Raw genomic sequence first — 26,712 nt, 5'->3', positions numbered from 1 at the left:
CCATGACCTCACCACGCACCCTGCTGGGCTTTGATTTCGGCACCCGCAAGATCGGTCTGGCCACCGGCCAGTCGCTCACGGGCAGCGCCTCGCCATTGACCGCTCTGCCCTGCCGCGACGGCGTACCGGACTGGCAGCAGGTGGGCGCCTTGCTGGCGGAATGGCAACCGGACTTGCTGGTGGTAGGATTGCCGCTCAACATGGACGGCAGCGAAAGCGAACTGAGCCGCCGGGCGCGGCGCTTTGCCGGCCGCCTGAAGGGCCGCTTCGGCACGCCGGTGGTGCTGGTGGACGAACGCCTTTCCACCCGCGAAGCCCGCGACCGCATGGGCGACCGCTGGCGCGGCGGACCCGACCCGCGCGTGGACAGCATGGCCGCCGCCATATTGATTGAAGCCTATCTCGCCGATGGCGCAGGAGAACCGGTGTGACCGAACAGGCCCCGCAAACCCACTACACCGCCGCCCAGATCGACGCCCTGCTGGAAAGCATGGCCGCACAGCTGCGCCGCCACCTGGCTGAGCGTGGCATCAGCGACTATGCGTTGATCGGCATCCATTCCGGCGGCGCCTGGGTGGCCGATGCGCTGCATCAGCGGCTGCAACCGGCCGCCGAGCTGGGCACGCTGGATATCAGCTTCTACCGCGATGACTTTTCTCACCGTGGTCTGCAATCCCGGGTCCGCCCCACGGCCCTGCCTTTCGATGTGGACGCAGCGCATCTGGTGCTGGTGGACGACGCCCTGATGAGCGGGCGCACGGCCCGCGCCGCGCTGAATGAATTGTTCGATTACGGGCGCCCCGCCAGCGTTACCCTGGCCGTGCTGTTCGATATCGGCCGCCGCGAACTGCCCATCAGTGCGGATATTTGTGGCGCGCACGTGGCATTGCCCCCCGGACAGCGGGTAGAATTACGCGGACCCGCGCCATTGACTGCGGATGTCATCGAATACACACAGCGCGGAAATCAAGGTCGAACATGATCGCAGAGCCTGCCACGGACCCGCTGCAACTCACTGGCGACGGCCAGTTGCGCAACTTCCTTTCCATTGAAGGCCTGCCCCGCTCCGTTCTGGAACAGATCCTCGACAATGCCGCCTCCTTCGTTGATGTGGGCGACCGCGCCATCAAGAAGGTGCCGCTGCTGCGCGGCAAGACCGTGGTCAACCTGTTCTTCGAGGCCAGCACCCGCACCCGCACCACCTTCGAACTCGCCGCCAAACGCCTGTCTGCCGATGTGCTGAATATCGATATCGCCCGCTCGGCCACCAGCAAGGGCGAGTCACTGATGGACATGCTGCGCAACCTGGAAGCCATGGCCAGCGACATGTTCGTGGTACGTCACGCCGATTCGGGGGCGCCGCACTACATCGCCCGCCACGCCACCCCCGAGGTCGCCATCATCAATGCCGGCGACGGTCGCCATGCGCACCCGACCCAGGCGATGCTGGACATGTACACCATCCGCCACTACAAGGGCGGTTTCGCCGGGCTCAAAGTAGCCATCATCGGTGACATCCTGCACTCCCGCGTGGCCCGCTCGCAGATTCATGCCCTGAATATTCTCGGCGCTGAGGAGGTCCGGGTGATCGGCCCGCGCACCCTGCTGCCCGCCGACATCGAGCGCCTGGGTGTCAGCGTGTATCACGACCTCAGCCAGGGGCTGCGCGATGTGGATGTGGTGATTGCCCTGCGCCTGCAGAAAGAACGCATGGATTCCGCCCTGCTGCCGTCCGAATCTGAATTCTTCCGCCTCTACGGCCTGAACAACGAGCGCCTGCGCCACGCCCACCCGGAGGCCATCATCATGCATCCCGGGCCGATCAACCGCGGCGTGGAAATCGCCTCGGAAGTGGCCGACGGCAAGCGCTCGGTCATCCTGCATCAGGTGACCTTCGGCATCGCCGTGCGCATGGCGGTCATGTCCATGTGCATGAGCGGCCGGGAAACCGAACAACGCGGCCGTGGAGGCGACCATGCAACCGCGCGCTGACCTGCTGATCCGCAAGGCGCGGGTCATCGACCCTGCCAGTGGCCGCGATGAGGTGGCCGACCTGTTGCTGGAAGGCGGTCGCCTGGTGCGCATCGGCGCCAGCCTGGATGCCCCCGGCGCCGAACTGGTGGACGCCGACGGCCTGTGGCTGCTGCCCGGCCTGGTGGACACCTGCGTGCGCCTGCCCGAACCGGGCAACCACCGCACCGGCAGCCTGCACAGCGAAACCCGCGCCGCCGCGGCCGGTGGCATCACCCATCTGTGCGCCACCCCGGACACCGATCCGGTCGTGGACAGCACCGCCGTTGTGCGCCTGATTCGCGAACGCGCCATGAGAGCCGGCTTTGCCCGGGTGCTGCCGATGGCCGCGCTGACCCAGGGGCTGGCGGGCCAGCAACTGGCCGAGCTGGCCACCCTGCGCGACGCGGGCTGCATCGCCGTCAGCAATGCTGGCCACCGCGTGCAGGACGCGCTGATTCTGAAACGCAGTCTGGAATACGCCGCCACCTTTGACCTGCCGGTGGTCTTCCGGCCCCAGGACGCCGCCCTGAGCAGCGGTGGCTGCGCCCATGAAGGTCCGGTAGCCACACGCCTGGGCCTGCCCGGCATCCCCGCCGTGGCAGAAACCGTGGACCTGGCCCGCGCCCTGCTGCTGGTGGAAGCCACCGGCGTGCGCGCCCATTTTCATCAACTCAGTTGTGCCGCCAGCGTCGGCCTGCTGCGCCATGCCAAGGCCCAGGGGCTGAACGTCACAGCGGATGTGAGCATTCACCATCTGCTGCTGGATGAAAGTGCCATCGAAGGCTTCAACAGCCTCTGTCATATCAGCCCGCCCCTGCGCAGCCGTGCCGACCGCGATGCCCTGATGCAGGGGGTGATTGATGGCACCGTGGACGCCATCAGCAGCCAGCACATCCCGCTGGGCGGCTCCGCCAAACTGGCGCCGTTCCCGTCCACCCGGCCCGGAATTTCCGGCCTGGACACCCTGCTGTCACTGGTGCTTGAACTGGTGCAACGCGATCAGCTGCCCCTGCGCCGGGCGCTGGATGCCATCACTGCGGCCCCGGCCCGTTGCCTGGGCGTCAGCGCCGGGCGCCTGGAAGAAGGTCGGCTGGCCAGCCTCTGCCTGCTTGATCCTGCCGCCACCCGACTGCCCGGCGAGGACTGGCTCTCCGCCGGACGCAATTCCCCCTGGCTCGACACCGAACTGCCCGGCACCGTGCGCCTGACCGTATGCGAAGGCAAGGTCACCTGGCTGTCGGATTGATCACGCCGTCCAGACCCTTTCGCACAAACGTCTGGTAAGCGACTCCGCACCCTCCGGCGGCTCTCCGCACACATTCTGCCCTGCCCACAGCGGTGAGAAATCTCCGCTGCCGGCGGCTTCCGCCGCCTGGCGCAGCGGGGCAATGGCTGTACTGGCCAACGGAAACGGCGGTGGCATGGCGCTGAGCGGACCAAGTTCGCGCATCAGGCGATTGACGATGCCACGCGCCGGGCGGCCGCTGAACAGATTGGTGATGGCGGTCTGCTGTGCGGCCGGACTGCCGAGCGCCTCCCGGTGCACCGCGCTGGTGGTCGCTTCCGGGCAGCGCAGGTAGGCCGTGCCCACCTGCACGGCGCTGGCACCCTGATCCAGCGCGGCCCGCACCCCGGCGGCATCGGCAATGCCACCAGCAGCGATGACCGGAATATCGACCGCATCAAGCACCGCCTGCAGCAACGTCATGGTGTTCTGCTGCGTGCCAAGATCATCGGTGAGGAACATGCCGCGATGCCCGCCGGCCTCCAGACCCTGGGCGATCACGGCATCCGCACCATGTGCCTGTAACCAGCGTGCCTCGTCTACCGTGGTGGCCGTAGACAGCACCAGGCTGCCCCATCGCTTTACGCGGGCCAGCAGGGCGGGCGCCGGCAAACCGAAGTGAAAGCTCACCACCGGCGGCGCATACGGTTCGACGATATCGGCAATAGCGTCACTGAAAGGCTGCCGCAGGGGCTGCTCGGGGATGGCACCCGGATTGAGGCCGAGTTCGAGGTAGTAAGGCGCAAGGGCCGCTCGCCAGGCCGTTTCATCCGTGGCTGGCGGCGGAGTATGGCAGAAGAAGTTGACGTTGAAGCGCCCCGGCGCCTCGCGCAGCTGGCGCAGGTTCTGCTGCAGCAACTCGGCGGAGAGCATGGCGCAGGGCAGTGACCCGAGACCTCCGGCACGCATCACCGCCACGGCCAGCCGCGCATCCTGTGATCCGGCCATGGGTGCCTGCACGAGGGGCAACTCACACCCGGCAAAGCCCGCTCTGCTCATTCTGCTACCTCCCCTCAGGCGCCCGGACGGACGCCTGAACATTGTCACAAACCCGCGCCCCTTACCGCCACAGATTCTTAATCCGCCGTTCATCACCAGATCAGAACAGCACCCCAGAATCAGGCCGGGCGTGAGAAGCGCGCCACACGGGATTGCTTACTCTGACTTCGGGGATATTCATCATGCGTTACCTATGTTTTTCGCTGGCGGCCGCAACGGCCGTCGCGCTAGTACTCAGTGGCTGCGGTGGCAGCTCCTCCAGCAACAATAACGAGACACCTCCCGGCGCAGCGGCACCGGCGCCGCTGCGCCTGGGCCTGCTGCCCGACACCCAGGGGGACGGCCCCAATGTCGCGGTCTATGCCATGGATGCGGTGCTGGCCAAACACAAGGCGCTGGGCGCCGACGTGGTCATTGCGGTGGGGGATCTGACCAATAACGGTACGCCGGAAGAGTTTGCCCAGTGGCTGTCGGTGGCCGACAAGTACAAGGCCGAGGGCATCGAGATTCTGCCGCTGATGGGTAACCATGAAGACAGCTGGGCGCATACGGTGCGCTGGATTGATGCGATGCGCCCTTACATTCCGAAAGACGCGCAACATATGCCCTATGCCGAGTTTCTGAATTACTCGGTGATCCGCAGCAATGTGCTGATTATCAATATCCGTTACTGGGGCCTGGCCGGGGCTTTCCCGTGGATTCGCGAGACCATCGAACGGCACCGGGATGAGGTGGATCACATCGTTATCGGCAGCCACGACGGCCTGATTGGTGCCAAGTACGGACAGGTGCGCGAACAGATCGTCAGCGGCCAGCGAGGCGAGAACAGCCTGCAGGACCAGTATGACGAAATCCGCCGCGTCTTTATCGATAATGACGTCATCTGGGTACAGGGGCATGAGCACCAGTATCAGCGCAGCGTCGTGCACGGACCTTTCACGGCCATCAACAAATCCTGGACCGAAACCGGGGGCAATTATCGCCTGCCCTATTTCACCCAGATCATGTCAGGCAATGCTTCTTACAAGGGTTATGAGCTTCGCTGGGGTGAAAGCGAGCTGGTGCAGCGCATCATCCAGCACAAGTCCAATTCCATGAGTAATGGCTCGCCCGCCTATGACATCAATGCGGCACTGCTCAGCTTCAATGGCCCGCGCGTGGACTACGAAGCCTGGTATGCCGAGCACACCGTCCAGAATGATCTGGGCGAGCGTGGCGCGCTGGCCGACCCGAACTGGATTCTGTTCGACCGCTTCAGCCGCACCACGGACCGCTGCGAGAAGATGGTTTACCCGAACAGTATTCCCGCTGGCACGCGGCCGGTGCTGGACCACGACGTCACCTATCGCACGCCGGAATGCCGCGGGCCGGACGGTGCCATTGCACGCCTGGAAGCCGGCATCAACAACACCTTCAACCGCGTGGATTCCGTGACCCGGACCATGGGCTATACCCCGGACTGGAGCCGCGCCACATCGAGCATGGATCTGCTGCGCCTGACCTATCAGTACCTGTATCAGTATCACCAGGCCTGGACGCCGAACCTCAATGGCAACCAGCGTGCTGTGGTAGACGGTGAGCAGGTGCGCGTGCCGGAAACCACCATCGACATGAAAAAACATGTCACGCTGAGCTGGCTGCCTGCCGAGGCAGAGACGGCCTCCAGCATTCTCGTGATCAGCGGCACCGGCGGCCAGAATGGTATCTACAACAACGCCTGGGGCGGCCGTCGTGACATGACCGCTGATGCGGGTCGGCCGGGCAGCCAGCCGGACGGTTCCGCCAAGGCACCGCACGCCCTGCCCGCTCACGCCACCGGCGAATGGGATATCCGCGACGCCCCCACCGATGCCTTTGCCCTGAGTTTCCGCGTGCCCCAGGCGCTTGCCGGGCGTGCGTTGATGCCGGGCATCCGCACGGCAACCGGCTGGGCGGCGGCCGGTTCGGCTGACTGCATCATCGAAGGGGCCTTCCATGAGAGCTGGCTTGACGGGGGCGCCCCGCGCGATCCGGGCTGCGCCAGTGAGCCGGTCATCGGCTTCGACGCCAGCCAGGGCCACGGGCTCTGGTGGATGATCACTGACCGCGATCTGGAAATAGCCCTGCTGCCCCACTGACCCGCCCTTGCCTGCTGCCGGGGTTTCCCGGCAGCACGGCACTGTTTACCCGCCTGATGCCCGCTTATATGATGCGTGAACCGGTTCACATTGGACGGACGCCGGTACCCTGTTTGCTTGCGGAGCCCGCTGATGCTGGGCATGTACCTATTATCGGGATCGCTGCTGGCTGCGCTGGTGGCACTGTGGCTTATCTATCGTCGACGAGCGAACGCGTTGCGGCGCCAGCATGCTGCCCTGCTGACCCTCAATCGTATCAGCAGCCTCGGCGCCGATGACCTTGATGCGCGGCTGCGCAATGCGCTGGATATCGGCCGCCGCTATCTTGATCTTGATAACGGCATCATCAGCCATGTGCACAACGGCGAGTATCGCCTGGTCACGCATTCCTCCGACCAGGCACTCTGGCCTTCCGGTCAGATGTTTCCGCTGTCGGAAACCTATTGCAGCATCATTCTGGAACAGCGGGGAATCTGGGATGTGTCGCATACCCGACGCTCCCGCTACGCCTCGCATCCCGCCTATGCCGCCTTTGGTCTGGAGGCCTATATCGGCATTCCGGTGATTATCGAGGGGCGCGCCTACGGCACACTGGCATTCTTTTCACGCGGGCCGCGCCGACGCTTCACCAAGCAGGAACGCGAGTTCGTGTCACTGATGGCCAACTGGGTCGCCGCCGCCATGGCATTGCGCCTGGCCGATGAAAAGCACCGTGGCGCCACCGGCAAGCTGGAAAAGATGGCCAACAATGTGCCCGGGCTGGTGTACCAGTATGTGATCGAAGCCGATGGCAGTGGCCATTTTCCTTATGTGAGCTCCGGCCTCTACGACACCTGCGGCCTGACTCCCGATGCGCTGCGCCTCAGCGATCAGGCCGGGCTGGGACGGATACATCCGGACGACCTTGATTTTGTCCGCACCTCCACAGAAGCGTCGCGGAAATCACTGACGCCGATGCGACATGAGTTCCGCTTCTTTCATCCGCGCAAGGGCATGATCTGGCTGGAGGATCATGCCAACCCCGAGCCACTGAGCAACGGTGCCGTACTCTGGCACGGCTTCATCACCGATGTCTCCGAACGCAAGCGGATGGAGCTGGCGCTGCAGGAGGAAACCCGGCGACTGCAGAGCATTATCGACGGCACGGCCATCGGCACCTGGGAGTGGCATATACAGGCCAACACGCTGCAGCTCAACGCACGCTGGGCGGAAATGCTCGGCCACGATCTCAGCGAACTGTCTCCCATGAGCCGCGAGCGCTGGATGTCCCTGATTCATCCGGAGGACCAGGGCGCCTGCGAGGCGGCATTGAACCATCATGTGCGCGGACAGACGCAGCGCTACGAGTTCCAGTATCGTATGCGCCACAAGGCCGGGCACTGGATATGGGTGCATGACCGCGGGCAGATCATGACGCGCTCTTCAAACGGCGAGCCGGTGGTCATGTTCGGCACCCACGCGGACATCACCAAATCCATCGCCACACAGGAAGCGCTGGCGGAGAGTGAAGCGCGTTTCCGCAGCATCCTGTCCCGTCTGCCAGGCACCGTCTATCGTTGCCGTCATGACCGGGCTCGCACGCTGCATTATGTCAGCGAGCGCATCAGCGACCTCTCCGGCTTCAAGGCGGACGAACTGGAACGCGGTCATCGCGGCTCCCTGAACCAGCTCATCGTGCCGGAAGACACCGGCGCCCTGGAAGGCATCAACGAAGCCCTGCTGCGCAAACGCCCCTACGAAATCTTCTATCGCATCCGCCACAAGGACGGCAGCCTGGTCTGGATTCAGGACAAGGGCTCTCTGACGCTGGATACACGCGACGGCACCCAGTGGCTGGATGGCTTCATGTGGGATGTTACCGACAAGCGACTGCTGACCGAGCAATTGGCCGAGAGCGAGCAGCGCTTTGAAGGTGCTTTCGAAACGGCTCCGCAAGGCATGGCGATCATCCGCGCCAGCGGGGAGTGGCTGGACATGAATACCGCGCTGTGCCGCCTGCTCGGCTTCAAGCGTTCTGAACTCATGGGCCACGACTGCCGGAATATCACTCACCCCGAGGATCGTGACGAAGAACAGGCACGCACCGAAGCCCTGCTGCGTGGCGATCTGACCGCGTTCCAGATCAAGAAACGCATGCTGCACAAGTTCGGGCACGAAATCTGGGTACTGCAAAGCATGTCGCTGGTGTACGACGCCGAGGATCAGCCCAGCTATATGGTGTCCATCATCCAGGACATTTCCGAGGAGATGCGCTCGGATATTCTCAAACGCAATTTCGTCTCCACCGTCAGCCACGAGCTGCGCACGCCACTGACCGCCATCTTCGGCTCACTGGGCCTGGTCACCCAGGGCGCGCTCGGCGAGGTGCCCGCAGAGATGCGCCGCGTTCTGACCATTGCCTACAACAACAGTGAGCGCCTTATCCTGCTGATCAACGATTTGCTCGATATGGAAAAACTGATTTCCGGCAAGATGGACATTACCGGCAAGCCACTACCCCTGGCCCCGATGCTGCGCGAAGCTGTCGAAGCCAACAAGAGCTATGCTGACAAATATTCGGTCCACTTCACGCTGGAGCACATCGAACCCGCGACCGTGCAGGCTGACGGTGCGCGCTTCCAGCAAGTCATGGCCAACCTGCTGTCCAACGCGGCGAAATTTTCGCACGCCGGACGCGACGTTGTGATTCGCGCGCAATGCCGGGGCCATGAGGCCATCATTTCGGTACAGGATTCGGGCGAAGGCATACCCTCCGCCTTCCACGCCCGCGTGTTCGACAAATTCACCCAGGCCGACAGTTCGGACATCAAGCACAAGGGCGGCACAGGGCTGGGGCTGGCGATTTCGCGGGAGCTGGTGGAGAAGATGGACGGCAGAATCTGGTTCGACAGTACGCCGGGGCAAGGCAGCACGTTTTATGTGGCCCTGCCCCTGGCAAAGGTCAACCCGGCGGATACTTCGCCAGCATCTCCGTAATCAGGCTGTCGATCAGACGCTCACGACGCTCCGAACTCATGCCTTCTGTCAGGTTGCGGCGCCCGGCGCCGCGCCAGATGGCACGACGTTCTTCCGGGGTCACGAACTCCACCACCAGCTTGCCTTCCTTGATCTGACGGGAATCCGGCGCTGTGGCCAACCCCAGACCGAGGTTGTTGCGGCCGAAGCCGAAGCCATAGCTGAAGCCTGACGACTGGTTGCGAATCTCTTCGACAATATCGTAACGCACCAGGATGTCGGCCTCCTCCAGCGCCACACGCTGGTAGCCGCGTGCATCCAGCTCACGGACCAGACTACGCTCGATACGCGAGGCATCCAGTGACAGATACCCCTGATCCTCACCGTGCGGCATGATGGCGTAGGTATTCTGCCCTGCAAAACTGGCACCACGATCATGGTCCACGGTGACGGTGGAACAACCCGCCAGCAGGGCCGTTATGGCCAGCCACAGAATGAAAAATGGCCGGTGTACGCTAAGCTGTTTCATGAAGCCTCCCGAATGCGGCAGACGAAGGGGTATCCTTCTTTGAGTATAACAACGGTCATTTTCTCCCCGGCGTGAAGCCTTCCGTGGCGGCCTGATCCGACTCGACCGGCGCAAAGCGGGGTATACGTACTCCTTCACGTTCTATCTGTTCCGTGAACATGGCCAACGGACGCACCCACAGCCCGCCCCCCCCGTACAGGGCACGGTATACCACCTGTGCCGTCAGGGTTTCGCTGTCCCGGGCAACGCCCAGCACCTCGTACAGCCCCCCCTTGAAATGCCGATAGCGGCCGGGGCGCAGCACTGGCAGTGGCTGCAGGTCATCGTCCTTCATGGGTCTTGTCCTCTTGTTCGCACAACGTGCGCGTGCGCCGGGTCAGGATATCACCCAGCCGCCGCGTCGCAGGGCCGGCATAATCGCGATCCCCGTAAACCAGATAAAGGTCCGCGAAGCGCTCGCCGCCCTCACGCAGCGGCAACAGCTTCAGCTCACCGCTGGCCAGTTCACGACGAATCTTTTCCTCCGGATACCAGGCGAAGCCCTGCCCGCGGCAGGCCGCCTGGATCGACGACGACACGTGGCTTACCGTCCAGCGCTGCTCGGCACCCAGCCAGCCCGCGTCCACCCGCCGCTGGCCCGAATCACGGACCACCAGCTGCCGGTGTCGACGCAGGTCGTTGAAGTCCAGCAACCGGTTCAACTGGTGCAAGGGGTGGTCCGGGTGGGCGACGGGCACAAAGCGCACTCGCATCAGATGGTCCCCGAGGAAACCGGGCGGAATCCGGCCGGCAATGGCCAGATCGACCCGCCGTTCCAGCAGGGCCTCGTCGGTGCCGGTGAGCACCGTCTCGAACAACTCGATACGGGTGTCAGGAAAGGCATCACCGAGTTCCGCCAGGCAGTCGAGCATCAGCCAGTGGGGAAACAGCGCCTCAACCGCCACCTGAATCGCCGCTTCATGGCGCAGGCTGAGGTGGGCCGCCGCCTGCTCCAGGGCCTCGGCCTCCGCCAGCAGGGCACGCGCCCGCCGGTAGAGCAGTTCACCGGCGGGCGTCAGGGCGGCCTTGCGGCCTTTCAGCGTGAAGGCGCGCAGATCCAGAGTGGTTTCCAGCTTCTGAATGGCGTAACTCACCGCCGACTGGCTCTTGCCCAGGGCCTCGGCCGCCGGGGCATAGCCGCCCGCATCCACCACCGCCAGCAGGGCACGCCATTGCTCAAGGGTGATTCTGGGTTCTGACATTGCCGCATCCCGGTTTCGGATAAAACATCAGTGATTTCGATAGAATAGCACCACATTATGGTCTTTTTAATTAAATCTTCCGATGTATCCTTTAACAAATAGCGTGGCGCACTGGCCACACCACTCACCGACAACCGGCCCCCAGGGTCGGCAGGGAGCGACATCATGGGACTTCTGGTAGACGGCGTCTGGCACGACAAGTGGTATGACACGGACAAGACCGGCGGGCGTTTCGAGCGCAGCGAAGCACAGTTTCGCAACTGGGTCACCGCTGACGGCAGCCCCGGCCCGGACGGTGAAGGCGGCTTCAGAGCCGAAGCCGACCGCTATCACCTGTATGTGTCCCTGGCCTGCCCCTGGGCCCACCGCACGCTGATCTTTCGTGCGCTCAAGGGCCTGGACAAGATGATCGGCGTGTCCGTCGTCAACCCGCTGATGCTCAGCGAGGGCTGGCCGCTGGATACCGGCTTCCCCGGCGCCACCGGCGACCGGCTGTACGGACTCCAGCGAATGTATGAGCTGTACCTCAAGGCCGACCCGCATTACTCAGGCCGGGTCACCGTGCCGGTACTGTGGGACCGCCAGCGCGAGACCATTGCCAGCAACGAGTCTGCGGACATCATCCGCATGTTCAACAGCGCATTTGATGGCGTGGGTGCCGCGCCCGGTGATTTCTATCCCGAAGCCCTGCGCGGCGACATCGACGAGGTGAACAGCTGGATCTATGACCAGGTGAACAACGGGGTCTACAAAGCGGGTTTTGCCACCAGCCAGGACGCTTATGATGAAGCGGTCACCACACTGTTTGCGGCGCTGGACCGCCTGGAGCAGCGCCTGAGCACGCAGCGCTTCCTGGTCGGCAACCGGGTGACCGAAGCCGACTGGCGGCTGTTCACCACCCTGGTGCGCTTTGATCCGGTGTATGCCACCCACTTCAAGTGCGATCACCGGCGTATCGCGGACTACCCGAACCTGTCGAACTATGTTCGCGATCTGTACCAGACACCCGGCGTGGCCGAGACCGTGAATATTGCGCATATCCGCAATCACTATTTCCGCAGCCACCCGACCATCAACCCGTACGGCATTGTTTCCATGGGGCCTGCCCTGACGTTCGATCAGCCACACGATCGTGATCGTCTCGGCCCCCGGGAAGCGTAACAAAGCGGGCCCAGCCCGAGGAGGTCATCATGCAAGCCAGAGCCCTGCATTTTCTGATTCCCGGCCGCGACACCAGCGACGGCGCCGGTGTGCGCCTGAAGCGCAGCCTCGGCCAGTCCGCCCATGTGCGTCTGGACCCATTCCTGATGCTGGATGAATTTTCTTCCGACGATGCCGCTGACTACATCGCAGGATTTCCGTCCCATCCGCATCGCGGCTTTGAGACCGTCACCTACATGCTTGATGGGCATATGTTGCACGAGGATCATCTCGGCAACCGGGGCGATCTGAAATCCGGCGGGGTGCAGTGGATGACCGCCGGGCGCGGCATCATTCACTCGGAAATGCCGCAACAGAATGAAGGGCGCATGCGCGGCTTCCAGTTGTGGCTGAATCTGCCGGCGAAGGAAAAAATGAAGCCGGCGGGTTATCGGGATATCCAGCCCGACGAGATTCCCGTAACGGCGCTCGACGACGGCGTTTCGGTACGCGTGATTGCCGGAGAAGTGGCCACCGCGCAGGGGCCGGTGCAAGGGCCGATACATGGCCCCAGCCAGGGCATCACCACTGATCCGCAATACTGGGATGTCAGCATGGATGCGGGCACCGCAGCAACACTGCCGGTGCCCGAAACGCATAATGCCTTCATCTATGTGTTCGAAGGTGATGCCGCCATCGGTGGTCGCGAGGTGCCGCGCCACCATGCCGCGATATTGCGCGACGGCGATACCCTGCACATCCATGCAGGCCAGGATGGCACCCGCTTCCTGCTGATCGCCGGCAAACCGATCAAGGAACCGATTGTGCAGTACGGCCCCTTCGTCATGAACACGGCGGAGGAAATCGAGCAAGCCTTGCGGGATTACCGCGATGGACGGCTCACCGCCTGACACACCGGGGCGCCTCTGGCGCCCCGATCATTACTGCAAATCCAGCACAGATGACACCACGGGTTCCTCACCGAGCCGTTTGTAAATCTCGGGATTAAAGACGTGGGATGAGACGATGTCAGAAAGCGGAGCCACAACATAGAAATCCTTGATTCCGTCAGACTGCCTTTCTTCACTGGACTCACGCTCGAAGTAATCAAACACCTCTTCGTATCGGTTGGTCAGCTGAAGCTTCAGGTCGCTTTCTCGTCGAAATCCACTGTAGAGCGGCAGTACCGTGATATGCGAGCACTCCCAATGGGGCTCATTGGTGCGCGCTACCAGCCCCACGTAAACCTTACGCGACCTCAAGGTCACAGCAACCAACTTCCTGTGGCTTGTTGCGTACGCCAACAGGGCTGAAAAATCGTCTTTCTGCCACACCTTTCGAATGTTTGTATACTTCACACCCTCGAGACTGTTGTAGATCTTCGCACCAGAATAGGCGATCAGGACGTTAAACGCGCTCACAACAGGAAACAGAAGTTCCCATGACGAGGCATGGTCCAGTAATACCCTGGGGTGTTGGTGCGAAAAGAGACAGAAAAGCAGTGCGACCGCGAACAGAAACAGCAGGCTGATCAACGTGAGACCGACACCCAGCGTTGCGCATGTCAGATATAGTCGGTGCCCTGACTCACGCGCGGTACGATACCTGAAGGCATAACAATAGCCTGCCAGGATGTACCCCGAGGTAACAACAGAAAGAACAAAAATAACAGTAGATGAGGGATCCGTCCCCATAGAGATATTCCTTGAATCTGGAGGGCGCGATTAATTATTCCCAGTAGCAACCTTCTCAAGAATATCGTACCCACGCATCTTGCGAATTTTCTCAACGAACTCCCGATCCTCTCTCAGCCGGCCCGGCTGCAGCACTGCCACGCCATCGCCTTGTATGGCGTACGCGCTTTCAAGAGAATCGGTATGCTTCTTGTTGCGCACGGCTTTTCTCCGTTTTTCCATGACAACCTCCGACTAACCAATCCGCCTTCCGACACCTCATCCTTGCTGGCGGCAAGCTCGTATAGTGTAGCATAGTTCACCGGCTCGCCCGCCTTGCTATGTCATTGTTTTTATTCGGTATCCTCGATGGACAATCCGCGGGTGGCTGTGTCCAGGGAACTGGCGCTGGTTTCTGCACCCAGCTTGATCATCAGACGCAGGTCGTTGGGCGCATCCGCGTGGGACATGGCGTCTTCGTAGGTGATCTCGCCCTGGGTGTAGAGGTCATAAAGTGCCTGGTCAAAGGTCTGCATGCCCAGATCGCGGGATTTTTTCATCAGCTCCTTGAGCAGGTGCACCTCGCCCTTGCGGATATGATCGGCCATCAGCGGCGTGTTCAGCAGGACTTCGATCACCGCACGGCGGCCCTTGCCGTCCGGTGTCGGAATCAACTGCTGTGCCACGATGCCACGCAAGTTCAGTGACAAATCCATATACAACTGGCCGTGACGATCCGCCGGGAAGAAATGGATGATGCGATCCAGAGCCTGGTTCGCATTGTTGGCGTGCAGGGTGGCCAGACACAGGTGCCCGGTTTCCGCAAAGGCGATGGCGTAATCCATTACTTCGCGGGTCCGGATCTCGCCAATCAGGATGACGTCCGGAGCCTGACGCAGGGTGTTTTTCAGCGCGATCTCGAATGAATCCGTGTCCAGACCAACCTCGCGCTGCGTCACGATACAGCCCTGGTGCTGGTGAATGAATTCGATCGGGTCTTCAATGGAGATGATATGGCCCTTGGAGTTCTTGTTGCGGTGGCCAATCATCGACGCCAGCGAGGTGGACTTACCCGTGCCGGTAGCGCCGACGAAAATAACCAGACCGCGCTTGGTCATGGCCAGATCCTTGATCACCGGCGGCAGACGCAGCTCATCTACCGTCGGAATCTTCACTTCGATGCGGCGAATGACCATGCCCACCAGGTTACGCTGGTAGAAAGCACTGACCCGGAAGCGGCCGATGCCGCGCGCGGAAATGGCGAAATTGCATTCCTTGGAATCAATGAATTCCTTGCGCTGCTTCTCGGTCATCACGCCAAACACGATGTCCCGGGTCATGTCCGGGGTCAACGCCGTTTTGGTGACCGGCAACACCTTGCCATGGATCTTCATTGACGGCGGCACGCCCGCTGTAATGAACAGATCCGAGCCGCCCTTCTGCACCATAATTTTCAGTAGTTCTTCGAGTTCCATAGCGTGTCTCGTCAGAAGGAATCCGGAATCTTGGCTTTCTCACGGGCGGCTTCGCGCGATACCAACCCTTTCTGCACCAGCCCTTGCAGGCACTGATCCAGGGTCTGCATGCCCAGGCCCGCACCGGTCTGGATGGCGGAATACATCTGCGCCACCTTGTCTTCGCGAATCAGGTTCCGGATGGCGGGCGTACCGATCATGATCTCATGCGCGGCCACCCGGCCACCGCCGTTCTTCTTCATCAGCGTTTGCGAGACCACCGCCTGCAGGGATTCCGACAGCATCGAGCGCACCATGGATTTTTCTTCGGCGGGGAATACATCCACCACCCGGTCAATGGTCTTGGCGGCGCTGGTGGTGTGCAGGGTGCCGAACACCAGGTGACCGGTTTCCGCCGCGGTCAGTGCCAGGCGGATGGTTTCCAGGTCACGCATCTCACCCACCAGAATGATGTCCGGGTCTTCCCGCAATGCGGAGCGCAGCGCCTCAGCGAAGCCGAGGGTGTCGCGGTGCACTTCCCGCTGGTTGACCAGGCACTTTTTCGATTCGTGCACGAATTCGATCGGGTCTTCGATGGTGAGGATATGCTCGTAGCGGGTGTTGTTGATGAAGTCGATCATCGCCGCCAGGGTGGTGGATTTGCCCGAGCCGGTCGGCCCGGTCACCAGCACAATGCCACGCGGTGTTTCGGCAATCTTCTGGAACACCTTGCCCATGCCCAGGTCTTCCATCGTCAGCACTTTCGACGGAATGGTCCGGAACACCGCCCCGGCACCCCGGTTCTGGTTGAAGGCGTTGACCCGGAAGCGGGCCACACCGGGCACCTCGAACGAGAAGTCCGTCTCCAGGAACTCTTCATAGTCCTTGCGCTGCTTGTCGTTCATGATGTCGTAGATCAGCGCATGGACTTCCTTGTGCTCCATGGGCGGCAAGTTGATGCGCCGCACGTCGCCGTCCACCCGGATCATGGGCGGCAAGCCGGCGGACAGGTGCAAGTCAGAGGCGCCGTTCTTGGCGCTGAAGGCGAGCAGCTCGGTGATATCCATGGGCGATTCGTTACCTTGCGGGTTGTGAGGGCAGAACCTGCGTTATTATGTGTCCCCGGAGACCTGACACCGCGCTGGCGGCTCAGAAGAATCTCTTAGGCGTTGCTCCAAGTCAGTAAGGTACCCCGTCACCCCAAGCGGTTCAACGATGACAGATCCCGAAACGCGCCTGTCGGCGCTCCAGCACCGTATCGAACACAGCTGTCGCTCCGCCGGGCGTGACCCGGCCGAGGTGACGTTGCTGGCCGTCAGCAAGACCCGCGATGCCGCGGCCATCCGCGCCCTGCACGGCGCCGGGGCACATCATTTTGGCGAGAACTACCTCCAGGAGGCGCTGGCCAAGCAGCCCGCGCTGGCGGATCTGCCGCTGACCTGGCATTTCATCGGACCGATCCAGTCCAACAAGACCCGGGATATCGCCGCCCATTTCGACTGGGTGCATTCGGTGGACCGGGAGAAGATCGCCCGGCGCCTGAGCGACCAGCGGCCCGAGCATCTGCCGCCGCTGAATCTGTGCCTGCAAGTGAATATCGACACCGAAGCCAGCAAGCAAGGGGTATCGCTGGCCGAGCTGCCCGCACTGGCCGAGGCAGTAGCGACGCTGCCACGGGTGCGGCTGCGCGGCCTGATGGCCATTCCCCGGGCTGACGCCCCGGACAACAACCGGGCGGCCTTTCGCACACTCGCCATGACACTGTCACAATTGCGTCATACCATGACGTCCCTGGATACCCTGTCCATGGGCATGAGCGACGATTTCGAGACCGCCATCGCCGAAGGCGCGACCCTGGTGCGCCTCGGCACCGCCCTGTTCGGCCCGCGCGACTGACGGCGCCGGTATCCGCCCGCAGCTCACAACGCTTGCAGTTCACAACGGGAACCACAGGTTATGGCACAGCAGATCATTGGCTTTATCGGCGCCGGCAACATGGCCACGGCCCTGGCAGGCGGCATGATCGCCAAGGGCATTCGCCCGGCACGCATCTGGATGAGTGACGTCAGCGCGGATCGGCTGGACGAACTCAACCGCCAGCATCGGGTGCATGTCAGCACCCGCAACAGCGATGTCGCCGAGCGCGCTGATGTGCTGGTGCTGGCCGTGAAGCCGCAAGTGATGGCCGAGGTGTGCGCCGCCCTGCGCGACAGCCTGGGTGACCGCCAGCCGCTGATCATCTCGATTGCCGCTGGCATCACGGTGGCCAACCTGCGCGACTGGCTGGGCGATCTGCCAGTGGTCCGCACCATGCCCAACACCCCGGCGCTGGTGCAGGCGGGCGCCACCGGGCTGTTCGCTGGCCCGGGCGTCAGCGACGCCCAGCGCGAACTGGCCGCCCAGATCATCGGCAGTGTCGGCCTGAGCTTCTGGTTCGAGCAGGAAAGCGAGCTTGATGTCGTCACGGCCGTTTCCGGCTCGGGCCCGGCCTACTTTTTCCTGATGATGGAATCCATGATCGACGCGGGCATACAGATGGGACTCGACGAGCGCACTGCGCGGCAACTGGTGTTGCAGACGGCCTGGGGCGCCGCCCAGTTGGCCATCACCAGCGAGAATTCACCGGCGCGCCTGCGCGAGCAGGTCACCTCACCCGGCGGCACCACCGCTGCAGCCCTGGGCGTATTCGAACAGGCGGATTTCCGGGCCCTGGTGAACAAGGCGCTCGAGGCGGCCCGGCAACGTGCCGGAGAGCTTGCAAAATAGGGCGCTGACCCGATACTACACAGGCCGGGGTCAGGCGCTGTCTGCCCCGCCCCTGCACACCTGCCCCGGCGGGTGATGCCGCCTGTTACCGGATACCACGGGAGTCGCCGATGAACCCACAGGGCGCGATGACGTTTCTGATTGATGTCGCCATCAACCTGTTCATTTTCCTGCTGCTGACGCGCTTTATCCTGCAGTTGGTCAGGGCTGACTTCTATAACCCGGTATCGCAGTTCGTGGTCAAGGCGACCAATCCGGTCCTGACGCCGCTACGGCGGATGGTGCCAGGCAGCAGTACGGTGGATGTCGCCTCCCTGGTCATGGTGGTGGTCCTGATTATCCTGAAGACGGTGCTGGTGGTGGTCCTGAACGGCCAGGGCGTACCGCCCGTCCCGGCGCTGGTCATCTATGCGCTACGCTCGCTGGCCAGTCTGATGATCAACTACCTGTTCTTCGCCGTGCTGATCCGGGTGATTCTCAGCTGGGTGGCGCCCGACCCCTACAATCCCTTCACCGCCATCATGACGCAGATCACCGAGCCGGTGATGGCGCCGGTACGCCGCATCCTGCCGCCCATGGGCGGGCTGGACCTGAGTCCGCTGGTGGTTCTGCTGGGGCTGCAGTTCCTGATGATTCTCTTCGCGATCTGAAGCGCTGCCGCTACAGATCGCGGGTCCGGGTGCGGATCTGGTAGTAGGCCTCTTCGGCGATGGCGTGATAGGCCACGGCGCGCTTCTCGAAGGCGCGATAGGAGTCGTACACCGCCTCAGCCTGGGCGTTGCCTGACACCAGCGTTTCCAGCACCTCGTCACTGGCGACTTTCAGGGCATCGATCACGTCGTCCGGCAGGCGTCGCAACTGCACCTTGTGCTTGTCCACCAGCTCTTCCAGGGCCGCGGCATTGCGCTCGGTGTATTCGTCGTACACCTCCTGGTTCACCGCCAGCGCCGCGGCCTCGATGATGGTCTGCAGCCGTGGCGGCAGCGCCTGCCACTTCTCCAGGTTAATGATCAGTTCCAGCAGCGGCCCCGGCTCCTGCCAGCCCGGATAGTAGTAATAGCGGGCAATGCGCTGGAAGCCGAAGGTGATGTCGTTGTAGGGGCCCACCCATTCGGCGGCGTCGATGGCGCCGGTCTGCATGGCGGTATAGACCTCGCCGCCCGGCAGTTGCACCGGTGTCGCGCCGACCTTGCGCATCACCTCGCCGCCCAGACCCGGGATGCGGATGCGCAGGCCGCGCAGGTCCGCCAGCGAATTGATTTCCTTGTTGTACCAGCCCGCCATCTGGGTGCCGGTGCAGCCGGCCCGGAACGGCTTGAGGTTGAAGCCGGCATACAGGTCATCCCAGAGCTTCTGGCCGCCACCACGGCTGATCCAGGCGTTCATTTCCTGGGCGTTCAGGCCGAACGGCACGGCCGTGAAGAAGGGCGTCGCCGGGTGCTTGCCGCGCCAGTAGTAGGAGGCACCATGGCCCATCTCCGCACTGCCCTGGGACACCGCATCGAAGGTTTCGAACGCAGGCACCAGATCACCGGCACCGTAGACACGGATGCGCATCTGGCCGCCAGACATGGCCTCCACCAGCTGCGCAAAGCGCTCCGGACCGGTGCCCACACCGGGGTAGTTCTTCGGCCAGGTGGTGACCATGCGCCAGCGGTACGTCTGGCCGTCACCCTCCGCAGCCGGGCCGCAATCCTGCGGGCTGCACCCGGCCGCCAGCGCGGCGGCCGACCCCAACCCCAGCGTGGATACGAACTTGCGTCTGTCCATGATCAGGCTCCAGGGGCGCTCAGCGCCGTCTTGTTGTGTCTATTTCAGAAGCGGGTATCTCAGATAATATCCAGCCGGGCGTACTGGCTGACCAGCCACTTGCTGCCGGCGTCATCGAAATTGATCTGCAAGCGCGCATTCGGGCCCTGCCCCTCGAAATGCAGAATGGTCCCTTCACCAAACTTGGGGTGCAACACTCGCATACCCAGCTGAAAGCCCTGTACCGTCTCGCCCTCGGTGCCGCGGCTGACCGGACGATTCATGCCACCGCGCAGGCGCACTTCTTCCAGCAGACCCGCCGGAATCTCGCGCAGGAAGCGTGAGGGCGCATTCAGCTGCTCGCTGCCGTACAGGCGGCGGCTCTCGGCATAGGTCATGTAAAGCTGGCGCATGGCCCGGGTGATGCCCACGTAGCAGAGGCGGCGCTCTTCCGCCAGCCGGCCCGGCTCGTCAGCGGACATCTGGTGCGGGAACAGCCCCTCCTCCAGGCCCGCCATGAAGACGACCGGAAACTCCAGTCCCTTGGCGGAATGCAGGGTCATCATCTGCACCGCGTCATCGTATTCGCCCGCCTGGCGTTCACCGGCTTCCAGCGCCGCGTGGTCGAGGAAGGCCAGGAGCACGTCCATGCCCTCCTCCACCTCGTCGTCGCCGAACTGGCGCGTAGCGGTAACCAGTTCGCGCAGGTTCTCGACCCGTTGCTGGCCTTTTTCGCCCTTCTCACTGGCATGGAACTCGATCAGCCCGGAAGTGGCCAGCACATGCTCGGTGCGCTCCCACAGCGCCAGCCCTTCACTGTCGCGGGCCATGCGATTGACCATGTCGATAAAGCTGCCCAGGGCCGAGGCGGCCCGCCCGGGAAGTGAGCCATCGCCAACCATGGCCACGGCGGTTTCCCACAGGCTGGCGCCGCGCAGGCGCGCCTGCTCGCGCACCGTTTCCAGGGTCTTGGCGCCAATGCCCCGGGTCGGGGTGTTCACCACCCGCTCGAAGGCCGGGTCGGCATCGCGGTTCACCAGCAGGCGCAGGTAGCCAAGCGCGTTCTTGATTTCAGCCCGCTCGAAGAAGCGCTGCCCGCCATAGATGCGGTAGGGAATACCGCTCTGCAGGAAGGCCTCTTCCAGCACCCGCGACTGGGCGTTGGAGCGATACAGCACGGCCATGTCGTTACGGCTGAGGCCCTCTTCCTGGAGCTTCTGCACGCGTCCGGCGATAAACCGCGCCTCGTCGACCTCGTTGAAGCCGGCGTACAGGCGGATCGGCTCGCCATCACTGATCTCGGTCCACAGCTCCTTGCCCAGCCGGTCGCTGTTGTTGGCGATCACGGCGTTGGCGGCCTGCAGGATGGTGCCGGTGGAGCGGTAGTTCTGCTCCAGGCGAATGGTGCGCAAGCCGTCGAAATCCCGGCTCAACCGCTGGATGTTCTCGATCCGGGCGCCCCGCCAGCCGTAGATGGACTGGTCATCGTCACCGACGATGGTGACACCGCTGCCGCCTTTCGCCAGCAGTTGCAGCCAGGCGTACTGGATCGCGTTGGTGTCCTGGAACTCGTCCACCAGAATATGGCGGAAGCGGCGCTGATAGTGGCCCAGCAGGTCATCGTTATCGCGGATCAGTTCCAGGGCGCGCAGCAGCAATTCGTTGAAGTCCACCAGCCCGCTGCGGGCACACACGGCCTCATAGGCCGCATAGATCTTCTGCATGGTCTGCAGGAACAGGTCGCCGCCGGGCTCCATGTGCGCCGCGCGCAGGCCTTCGTCTTTCTGGCTGTTGATGAACCACTGCGCCTGACGGGCGGGCCAGCGCTGCTCGTCCAGGCCCAGCTCCCGCAGGACCCGCTTGATGATGCGCTGCTGGTCATCGGCGTCGAGGATCTCGAAGGCCTCGGGCAGCCCGGCCTCCTGCCAGTGCGCGCGCAGCAGCCGGTGGGCAATGCCGTGAAAGGTGCCCACCCACATGCCGGAGGCCGGCATGCCGAGCAACTGCTCGATGCGACCACGCATCTCGGCAGCCGCCTTGTTGGTGAAGGTGACCGCAAGAATGCCGTAGGGGGAGACCTGCTCGGTGGCCACCAGCCAGGCAATACGATGCACCAGCACGCGGGTCTTGCCCGAGCCGGCACCGGCCAGCACCAGCAAATGGGGGTTGTCGGCCGCCACCGCATCGCGCTGGGCCGGGTTGAGTCCATCTATCAGGGAGGTTACGTCATCTATCATGGGCGGGCATTCTACCTGAATCCCGGCGCCAATCTGCTCATAATACCAACAGCCATACTCCGAAAGTTGTAAACCCCTGTTTTACTGTTGCCGCCTCGCGGCTACACTGAATCCAAAAACCCGGTCACCCAAGCAAGTGATCGGGCGGGAGGGGAATTTGCCAGCAGCGGAACCATCGTTTACGCCTTTGACCGGTCGTGCGCTCAACGATGCACAGACCCGTCTGCTGGCGCGCGCCTTGCCCGTGCTGCATGTGGTGGAAGCGCTGGCCGCCCTGACCCTGATCATCTTCTATCGCCACAGCGGCGTGCCCCTGTGGCAGCTGCTGTTATGGGGGGCCGTGGTGCTGGCGCTGCTCCTGTTGCGCCATGCGATCACCCAGCTGATGCGGCAGCTCGACACCGAGGCGGCGTCCCTGGCGGGCTGGCGACTGGCACTGATGGCCGCCACAGTGAGCGGTGGCGCCCTGTTCGGCTTCGCTCTGGTCTGGCTCAATCCGGCCGCCGCACTGTTCCAGCCCGGCGCCGTAACGCTCCAGGCACTGGCCCTGACCCTCACGCTGGGCGTCACCGTCATCGCGGTGGCCACCTGCGGCGTCCATCTGCTGACCGCCACGCTGTACGCCCTGGCGGTCATGGTGCCGCTTGGTCTGCATCTGGTGCTGGCCTCACCGGACTATTACCCCTTCGCTGTGGGTGTCGGCATCTTTACCGTATTCGGCCTGCTGGCCGCCCGCCGCCTGAACCTCAGCAGCCGTGATACGCTCGCCCTGCAAGCGCGCAATGAATCCCTGATCGCCTGGCTGGACCGGGCCCGCAGCGACGCCGAGGCGATCAACGAGAAGCTGGCCCTCGAGATCTGCCAGCGCAAGGAGGCCCGGCAACGCTTGCAGGATTCGCGCGACCGCCTCGAAAGCACCGTACTCGAACGAACCCGGGCGCTGGAGCAGACCAATACCGAACTCGCCGCTACGGGCCAACGGCTGCAGCTGGCCCTGGATGCCAGCAATATCTGCCTGTGGGACTGGAATCTGGTCAGTGGTGAGACCTTCCATTCGAATTTCGAGCGGCTGCTGGGTTACCAGCCCGAGGCGCTGGGCAACTTCATGGAAGACTTGCGCCGCCTGGTACACCCCACCGACTTCCCACGCATTCGCGATGCCATGGTGGAGCATTTCAAAGGCCGCAGCAGTCAGTATCAGGTGGTCTATCGCCTGCAGCATGCCGACGGGAGCTGGCACTGGATCCAGGATGAGGGCCGCGTGGTCGCGTGGAACCAGGCCGGCCGGGCCACCCGCATGATCGGCACCCGTCGCGATATCACCGAAGACAAGGAAGCCCGTGAACAGCTGCGGCTGGCCGCCACCGTGTTCGAAAACGCCTCGGAAGCCATCTTCATCTTCGACCGCAATTTCCACTTCCTCACCGTCAATGACTGCTTTACCCGCATCACCGGCTACCACGAGCGGGAAGTGCTCGGGCAGTCCATTGGCGAGATAGGCAACCTGCCCGAGAATGAGCAGATCTACCGGGATATCGTCAGGGCGCTCAATAACGAGGGCTTCTGGGAAGGGGAACTGATGGAGCGCCGCAAGACCGGCGAGCATTACCCCGAGTGGCTGCAAATCAGCGCCGTTTACGACGAATCAGGCCGATTAACGCATTATGTCGGCATGTTCTCCGATCTTACCGCCAGGAAAGAAGCCGAGGAGCGGGTCCAGTTTCTCTCCAACTTCGATCGCCTGACCGGCTTCGCCAACCGCAACCAGTTCCGCGAGCGGCTGCACAAGAGCCTGACCCTGGCGCGCCTGAACCGCGAACGCACGGCGCTGGTGTTCATTGATCTGGACCGCTTCCGGCCGATCAACGACTCCCTGGGCCACGAGGTGGGCGACCGCCTGCTGAAGCTGGCGGCCGAGCGGCTGCGCGGCTGCGGCTTTGCCGAGGAAAACCTGGCCCGCGTTGGCGGCGACGAGTTCACCCTGGTGGTCGAGAATTATTCCCGCCGCACGGATCTGGAGAAAACCTGCCAGAAGCTGATCAACGCCATGCGTCGGCCGTTCCACTTTGACCAGCATGAACTGCTGCTCGGCGCCAGCCTGGGCGTCAGCGTGTTCCCCGACACGGCCAAGGATGTGCAGACCCTGATCAACCAGGCCGACCTGGCCATGCATCAGGCCAAGCGCGCCGGCGGCAACAACTACCAGTTCTACTCCAGCGACATGCGCGTGGCCTCGGTGGAACAACTGGCGCTGGAAACCAGCCTGCGCAAGGCGATCTTCAAGAACGAATTCGTGGTGTATTACCAACCGAAGATGGACCTGGCCAGCGACCGGATCACGTCAGTGGAAGCACTGGTGCGCTGGCAGCACCCCACCATGGGCCTGCTGCCGCCGAAGGATTTTATCCCGCTGGCCGAGGAAACCGGCCTGATCAGCGCCATTGGCGAACTGGTGCTGGAGCGCTCCTGCCGTCAGGCCACCCAATGGCACAAGCAGGGCTTCACCGATGTCTGCGTCTCGGTAAACCTGTCGGCGCACCAGTTCCGCAAGGGCAATGTACTGGAGATCGTCGACCGGGTACTGCACACCACCGGGCTGCCAGCACACCTGCTGGAACTGGAGTTGACGGAAAGCCTGATCATGGAAGATCTGGACAAGAACATTGCGCTGCTGCAATCACTGCGCACGCGTGGGGTAGAGTTGTCACTGGATGACTTCGGCACCGGCTATTCGTCGCTGAGCTACCTGAAGCGCTTCCCCATCGACACCCTGAAGATCGACCGCTCCTTCATCACCGAACTGGACCAGAGCCCCGATGATGCCGCCATCACCCGCGCTATCATCGACATGGCCCACAGCCTGAACCTGCGCGTCGTCGCGGAAGGGGTGGAGACCGCCTCGCACCTGGAGATACTGCGCGGCATGGGCTGCGACAGCATCCAGGGCTACCTGATCAGCAAGCCGGTGCCGGAGGCCGAGTTGCTCAAGCTGCTCAAGGCCCAGCAGCAGGCACGCGCCTGACAAACAGCCCTAGAGCCCGAGCACGGCGGTGGCGATACCGAAGTAGATGAGTACACCGCTGACGTCAGCGATGGTGGTAATCAGGGGCGTGCTCGCGGTCGCCGGATCGAAGTTGAGCTTGTTGAGGATGAACGGCAACCCCATGCCGATCAGACTGCCCACCAGCACCACGATAATCATGGTCAGCGCCACCACAATGGCAATATCGATACCCGCCCGGAAGAAACCCACCATCAGCACCGCGGCTGACATGGTCAGGCCCAGTGCCGAGGCCACCAGGATGTCCTTGAAGAACAGTTTCGCCCAGTCACTGCCGGTCACATCGCCGGTGGCGATACCGCGCACCATCAGGGTGGCCGACTGGGCCCCGGCGTTACCGGCGCTGGCGACCAGCAGCGGCATGAAGAACAGCAACGCCAGGTGGGCCGCGATGGTGTCTTCGAAATAGGCGATGCCGGCGCCGGTGAAGATGTTGGCGAACACCAGGATCACCAGCCAGTGCACCCGCGAACGATACAGCGCGTAGGGTGTGGCCTCACGCAGGCTGGTCTCCAGCTTGCCCACCGTAGCACCCTTGTGCATGTCTTCCGTGGCCTCGGCTTCGGCCACGTCCATGGCGTCATCGTAGGTCACGATGCCCACCAGCTTCTCGCCGCCATTGACGATCGGCAGTGCCAGCAGGTCATAACGTGAAATCAGGCGCGCCACTTCTTCCTGGGCGGTATCCGTCGTGGCCGACACCACCTCCCGCGCCATCAGGTCATCCACCCGCACGTTGGGCGTGGCCACAATCAGCTGCCGCAACGACACGGCGCCGAGCAACCGATGGTCGTCGTCAACGATAAAGGCCTGGTAGATGGTTTCCTTGTCCGGCGCGGTACGGCGCAGGCTTTCCAGTGCCCGGGCCACGGTCATGCCCGACTGCACCACCGCGTAGTCCGAGGTCATGATGGCTCCGGCACTGCCCTCTTCGTAGCTGGCCAGGCGGCGCAGATCCTCTCGCTCTTCACGGGCCAGGCGCTTGAACAGGGCGTAGCGGATCTTGTCATCCAGTTCATTGAACAGGTCAGCCCGTTCATCGGCGGACATCGCCGTGACCAGCTCGGCCAGATCGCCAGGAGACATGCGCTCGGCGATGGCTTGCTGCAGGTTCATGGACAGGTAGCCGAAGGTGTCGGCACGCTGCTCCAGCGTCATCACCTGAAGGACCCCGATGACCTGTTCTGGCTGGTCTATGGCCGCAAGGACATCGGCCAGATCGGCAGGATTGAGCTCCGCCACCAGCGCGGGCCATGCCGCCTGGTCGTTCTGGACAATAGCATCTTGCAGCGCGGCCGCCAGGGTCTCGTAGGTCATTCGCTCGCCTCCTCTGCGCGTCGAAGGGGACGACACGCCGGCGAGCCTCGTGGGGGAATTACAGAGGCAGGCAGGGCGTGCCAGCGCAATCGGCGCGGACAGCGTTCAAGTTCGGACTTCGACTGGAAGGGTCCATATATACAGTTACGTTATTACCAGCTTATGGCGGCGAGACA

At 63.0% G+C, this 26,712-nt stretch carries 23 protein-coding genes; 12 read left to right on the top strand and 11 right to left on the bottom strand.

Going from position 1 to position 26,712, the window contains the following annotated elements:
* Positions 1-2 precede the first annotated feature (2 nt).
* The 4 genes from ruvX to DKW65_RS13235 are packed head-to-tail and all read left to right on the top strand — an operon-like array spanning position 3 to position 3,259.
* A complete protein-coding gene (ruvX, locus tag DKW65_RS13250) occupies positions 3-431 on the top strand; it encodes a Holliday junction resolvase RuvX (RefSeq protein WP_111657893.1) in 429 nt (142 codons plus the stop codon).
* Entirely contained in the window at positions 428-982 is a 555-nt protein-coding gene (gene pyrR, locus DKW65_RS13245) for a bifunctional pyr operon transcriptional regulator/uracil phosphoribosyltransferase PyrR (protein ID WP_281271669.1), read from the top strand. Before ruvX ends, pyrR begins: the two co-directional genes overlap by 4 nt.
* Complete coding sequence (locus DKW65_RS13240; protein WP_111657892.1) at positions 979-1,992, top strand: aspartate carbamoyltransferase catalytic subunit; 1,014 nt, start codon at positions 979-981, stop codon at positions 1,990-1,992. The genes pyrR and DKW65_RS13240 overlap by 4 nt, the downstream gene beginning before the upstream one ends.
* On the top strand, positions 1,976-3,259 hold the full coding sequence (locus DKW65_RS13235; RefSeq protein ID WP_111657891.1) for a dihydroorotase: 1,284 nt from the start codon (positions 1,976-1,978) through the stop codon (positions 3,257-3,259). The genes DKW65_RS13240 and DKW65_RS13235 overlap by 17 nt, the downstream gene beginning before the upstream one ends.
* On the opposite strand, the gene DKW65_RS13230 is transcribed toward DKW65_RS13235, so the two are convergent.
* Positions 3,260-4,297 (bottom strand): NAD(P)H-dependent flavin oxidoreductase, encoded by a 1,038-nt coding sequence (locus DKW65_RS13230; protein ID WP_111657890.1) that lies wholly within the window; start codon positions 4,295-4,297, stop codon positions 3,260-3,262.
* Between the two features lie 182 nt (positions 4,298-4,479).
* Here DKW65_RS13230 and DKW65_RS13225 point away from each other — a divergent pair, with 182 nt between their 5' ends.
* Together DKW65_RS13225 and DKW65_RS13220 are read left to right on the top strand one after the other, a co-directional pair.
* Complete coding sequence (locus DKW65_RS13225) at positions 4,480-6,414, top strand: metallophosphoesterase family protein (RefSeq protein WP_111657889.1); 1,935 nt, start codon at positions 4,480-4,482, stop codon at positions 6,412-6,414.
* 132 nt (positions 6,415-6,546) lie between these two features.
* Complete coding sequence (locus DKW65_RS13220) at positions 6,547-9,390, top strand: PAS domain-containing protein (RefSeq protein ID WP_111657888.1); 2,844 nt, start codon at positions 6,547-6,549, stop codon at positions 9,388-9,390.
* Here the strand turns inward: DKW65_RS13220 and DKW65_RS13215 are convergent.
* Genes DKW65_RS13215 through DKW65_RS13205 form a run of 3 tightly spaced genes read right to left on the bottom strand, consistent with a single transcriptional unit; the run spans position 9,356 to position 11,139 of the window.
* Positions 9,356-9,898, bottom strand: coding sequence for a DUF4136 domain-containing protein (locus DKW65_RS13215; RefSeq protein ID WP_111657887.1), 543 nt, complete (start codon positions 9,896-9,898; stop codon positions 9,356-9,358). The two genes, DKW65_RS13220 and DKW65_RS13215, sit on opposite strands and share 35 nt — an antisense overlap.
* Positions 9,899-9,953: 55 nt before the next feature.
* Positions 9,954-10,232 carry a DUF1653 domain-containing protein gene (locus DKW65_RS13210; protein ID WP_111657886.1) on the bottom strand — a complete coding sequence of 93 codons (279 nt, stop codon included), beginning with the start codon at positions 10,230-10,232 and terminating at the stop codon, positions 9,954-9,956.
* Positions 10,219-11,139: a LysR family transcriptional regulator gene (locus DKW65_RS13205; RefSeq protein ID WP_111657885.1), complete on the bottom strand. Its 921-nt coding sequence runs from the start codon at positions 11,137-11,139 to the stop codon at positions 10,219-10,221. The genes DKW65_RS13210 and DKW65_RS13205 overlap by 14 nt, the downstream gene beginning before the upstream one ends.
* Positions 11,140-11,304: 165 nt before the next feature.
* Between DKW65_RS13205 and DKW65_RS13200 the strand changes: the two genes are divergently transcribed.
* Complete coding sequence (locus DKW65_RS13200; protein ID WP_111657884.1) at positions 11,305-12,300, top strand: glutathione S-transferase family protein; 996 nt, start codon at positions 11,305-11,307, stop codon at positions 12,298-12,300.
* Between the two features lie 29 nt (positions 12,301-12,329).
* Positions 12,330-13,190, top strand: coding sequence for a pirin family protein (locus DKW65_RS13195; protein ID WP_111657883.1), 861 nt, complete (start codon positions 12,330-12,332; stop codon positions 13,188-13,190).
* 30 nt (positions 13,191-13,220) lie between these two features.
* Here DKW65_RS13195 and DKW65_RS13190 read toward each other — a convergent pair whose 3' ends face one another.
* The 4 genes from DKW65_RS13190 to DKW65_RS13180 form a co-directional block, all read right to left on the bottom strand.
* Positions 13,221-13,973 (bottom strand): hypothetical protein, encoded by a 753-nt coding sequence (locus DKW65_RS13190; RefSeq protein ID WP_111657882.1) that lies wholly within the window; start codon positions 13,971-13,973, stop codon positions 13,221-13,223.
* Positions 13,974-14,003: 30 nt separating this feature from the next.
* Positions 14,004-14,195, bottom strand: a complete 192-nt coding sequence (locus tag DKW65_RS15935; RefSeq protein ID WP_162925868.1) for a hypothetical protein — start codon at positions 14,193-14,195, stop codon at positions 14,004-14,006.
* 110 nt (positions 14,196-14,305) lie between these two features.
* The gene (locus tag DKW65_RS13185; protein WP_111657881.1) at positions 14,306-15,427 is read right to left on the bottom strand and encodes a PilT/PilU family type 4a pilus ATPase; all 1,122 of its coding nucleotides are present in this window, start codon (positions 15,425-15,427) and stop codon (positions 14,306-14,308) included.
* A gap of 11 nt (positions 15,428-15,438) precedes the next feature.
* A complete protein-coding gene (locus DKW65_RS13180; RefSeq protein WP_111657880.1) occupies positions 15,439-16,473 on the bottom strand; it encodes a type IV pilus twitching motility protein PilT in 1,035 nt (344 codons plus the stop codon).
* 148 nt (positions 16,474-16,621) lie between these two features.
* Between DKW65_RS13180 and DKW65_RS13175 the strand changes: the two genes are divergently transcribed.
* The 3 genes from DKW65_RS13175 (at position 16,622) to DKW65_RS13165 (ending at position 18,822) form a co-directional block, all read left to right on the top strand.
* Positions 16,622-17,302, top strand: a complete 681-nt coding sequence (locus tag DKW65_RS13175) for a YggS family pyridoxal phosphate-dependent enzyme (protein ID WP_111657879.1) — start codon at positions 16,622-16,624, stop codon at positions 17,300-17,302.
* A gap of 60 nt (positions 17,303-17,362) precedes the next feature.
* Complete coding sequence (proC, locus tag DKW65_RS13170) at positions 17,363-18,172, top strand: pyrroline-5-carboxylate reductase (protein ID WP_111657878.1); 810 nt, start codon at positions 17,363-17,365, stop codon at positions 18,170-18,172.
* Positions 18,173-18,282: 110 nt separating this feature from the next.
* Positions 18,283-18,822 carry a YggT family protein gene (locus DKW65_RS13165; RefSeq protein WP_111657877.1) on the top strand — a complete coding sequence of 180 codons (540 nt, stop codon included), beginning with the start codon at positions 18,283-18,285 and terminating at the stop codon, positions 18,820-18,822.
* A gap of 10 nt (positions 18,823-18,832) precedes the next feature.
* Here the strand turns inward: DKW65_RS13165 and DKW65_RS13160 are convergent, their stop codons facing one another.
* Together DKW65_RS13160 and uvrD are read right to left on the bottom strand one after the other, a co-directional pair.
* Positions 18,833-19,942: a TRAP transporter substrate-binding protein gene (locus DKW65_RS13160; protein ID WP_111657876.1), complete on the bottom strand. Its 1,110-nt coding sequence runs from the start codon at positions 19,940-19,942 to the stop codon at positions 18,833-18,835.
* A gap of 59 nt (positions 19,943-20,001) precedes the next feature.
* Entirely contained in the window at positions 20,002-22,158 is a 2,157-nt protein-coding gene (gene uvrD, locus DKW65_RS13155; RefSeq protein ID WP_111657875.1) for a DNA helicase II, read from the bottom strand.
* Positions 22,159-22,315: 157 nt separating this feature from the next.
* Between uvrD and DKW65_RS13150 the strand changes: the two genes are divergently transcribed.
* Complete coding sequence (locus DKW65_RS13150; protein WP_111657874.1) at positions 22,316-25,180, top strand: putative bifunctional diguanylate cyclase/phosphodiesterase; 2,865 nt, start codon at positions 22,316-22,318, stop codon at positions 25,178-25,180.
* Between the two features lie 9 nt (positions 25,181-25,189).
* Here the strand turns inward: DKW65_RS13150 and mgtE are convergent, their stop codons facing one another.
* Positions 25,190-26,536 carry a magnesium transporter gene (mgtE, locus tag DKW65_RS13145; protein WP_111657873.1) on the bottom strand — a complete coding sequence of 449 codons (1,347 nt, stop codon included), beginning with the start codon at positions 26,534-26,536 and terminating at the stop codon, positions 25,190-25,192.
* Positions 26,537-26,712 lie beyond the last annotated feature (176 nt).

Source organism: Isoalcanivorax indicus (assembly GCF_003259185.1).
In the GTDB taxonomy this organism is placed as follows: domain Bacteria; phylum Pseudomonadota; class Gammaproteobacteria; order Pseudomonadales; family Alcanivoracaceae; genus Isoalcanivorax; species Isoalcanivorax indicus.
This window is presented reverse-complemented; position numbering and strand designations above follow the sequence as displayed.

Excerpts from the sequence above, each read along its gene's own strand:
- DKW65_RS13220 (WP_111657888.1), top strand. The coding sequence starts at position 6,547 with ATGCTGGGCATGTACCTATTATCGGGATCGCTGCTGGCTGCGCTGGTG.
- DKW65_RS13165 (WP_111657877.1), top strand. The coding sequence starts at position 18,283 with ATGAACCCACAGGGCGCGATGACGTTTCTGATTGATGTCGCCATCAAC.
- DKW65_RS13235 (WP_111657891.1), top strand. The coding sequence starts at position 1,976 with ATGCAACCGCGCGCTGACCTGCTGATCCGCAAGGCGCGGGTCATCGAC.
- DKW65_RS13200 (WP_111657884.1), top strand. The coding sequence starts at position 11,305 with ATGGGACTTCTGGTAGACGGCGTCTGGCACGACAAGTGGTATGACACG.
- DKW65_RS13205 (WP_111657885.1), bottom strand. The coding sequence starts at position 11,139 with ATGTCAGAACCCAGAATCACCCTTGAGCAATGGCGTGCCCTGCTGGCG.
- ruvX (WP_111657893.1), top strand. The coding sequence starts at position 3 with ATGACCTCACCACGCACCCTGCTGGGCTTTGATTTCGGCACCCGCAAG.
- DKW65_RS13210 (WP_111657886.1), bottom strand. The coding sequence starts at position 10,232 with ATGAAGGACGATGACCTGCAGCCACTGCCAGTGCTGCGCCCCGGCCGC.
- DKW65_RS15935 (WP_162925868.1), bottom strand. The coding sequence starts at position 14,195 with ATGGAAAAACGGAGAAAAGCCGTGCGCAACAAGAAGCATACCGATTCT.
- DKW65_RS13190 (WP_111657882.1), bottom strand. The coding sequence starts at position 13,973 with ATGGGGACGGATCCCTCATCTACTGTTATTTTTGTTCTTTCTGTTGTT.
- DKW65_RS13195 (WP_111657883.1), top strand. The coding sequence starts at position 12,330 with ATGCAAGCCAGAGCCCTGCATTTTCTGATTCCCGGCCGCGACACCAGC.
- DKW65_RS13185 (WP_111657881.1), bottom strand. The coding sequence starts at position 15,427 with ATGGAACTCGAAGAACTACTGAAAATTATGGTGCAGAAGGGCGGCTCG.
- DKW65_RS13230 (WP_111657890.1), bottom strand. The coding sequence starts at position 4,297 with ATGAGCAGAGCGGGCTTTGCCGGGTGTGAGTTGCCCCTCGTGCAGGCA.
- mgtE (WP_111657873.1), bottom strand. The coding sequence starts at position 26,536 with ATGACCTACGAGACCCTGGCGGCCGCGCTGCAAGATGCTATTGTCCAG.
- DKW65_RS13215 (WP_111657887.1), bottom strand. The coding sequence starts at position 9,898 with ATGAAACAGCTTAGCGTACACCGGCCATTTTTCATTCTGTGGCTGGCC.
- DKW65_RS13175 (WP_111657879.1), top strand. The coding sequence starts at position 16,622 with ATGACAGATCCCGAAACGCGCCTGTCGGCGCTCCAGCACCGTATCGAA.
- proC (WP_111657878.1), top strand. The coding sequence starts at position 17,363 with ATGGCACAGCAGATCATTGGCTTTATCGGCGCCGGCAACATGGCCACG.
- uvrD (WP_111657875.1), bottom strand. The coding sequence starts at position 22,158 with ATGATAGATGACGTAACCTCCCTGATAGATGGACTCAACCCGGCCCAG.
- DKW65_RS13240 (WP_111657892.1), top strand. The coding sequence starts at position 979 with ATGATCGCAGAGCCTGCCACGGACCCGCTGCAACTCACTGGCGACGGC.
- DKW65_RS13160 (WP_111657876.1), bottom strand. The coding sequence starts at position 19,942 with ATGGACAGACGCAAGTTCGTATCCACGCTGGGGTTGGGGTCGGCCGCC.
- DKW65_RS13225 (WP_111657889.1), top strand. The coding sequence starts at position 4,480 with ATGCGTTACCTATGTTTTTCGCTGGCGGCCGCAACGGCCGTCGCGCTA.
- DKW65_RS13180 (WP_111657880.1), bottom strand. The coding sequence starts at position 16,473 with ATGGATATCACCGAGCTGCTCGCCTTCAGCGCCAAGAACGGCGCCTCT.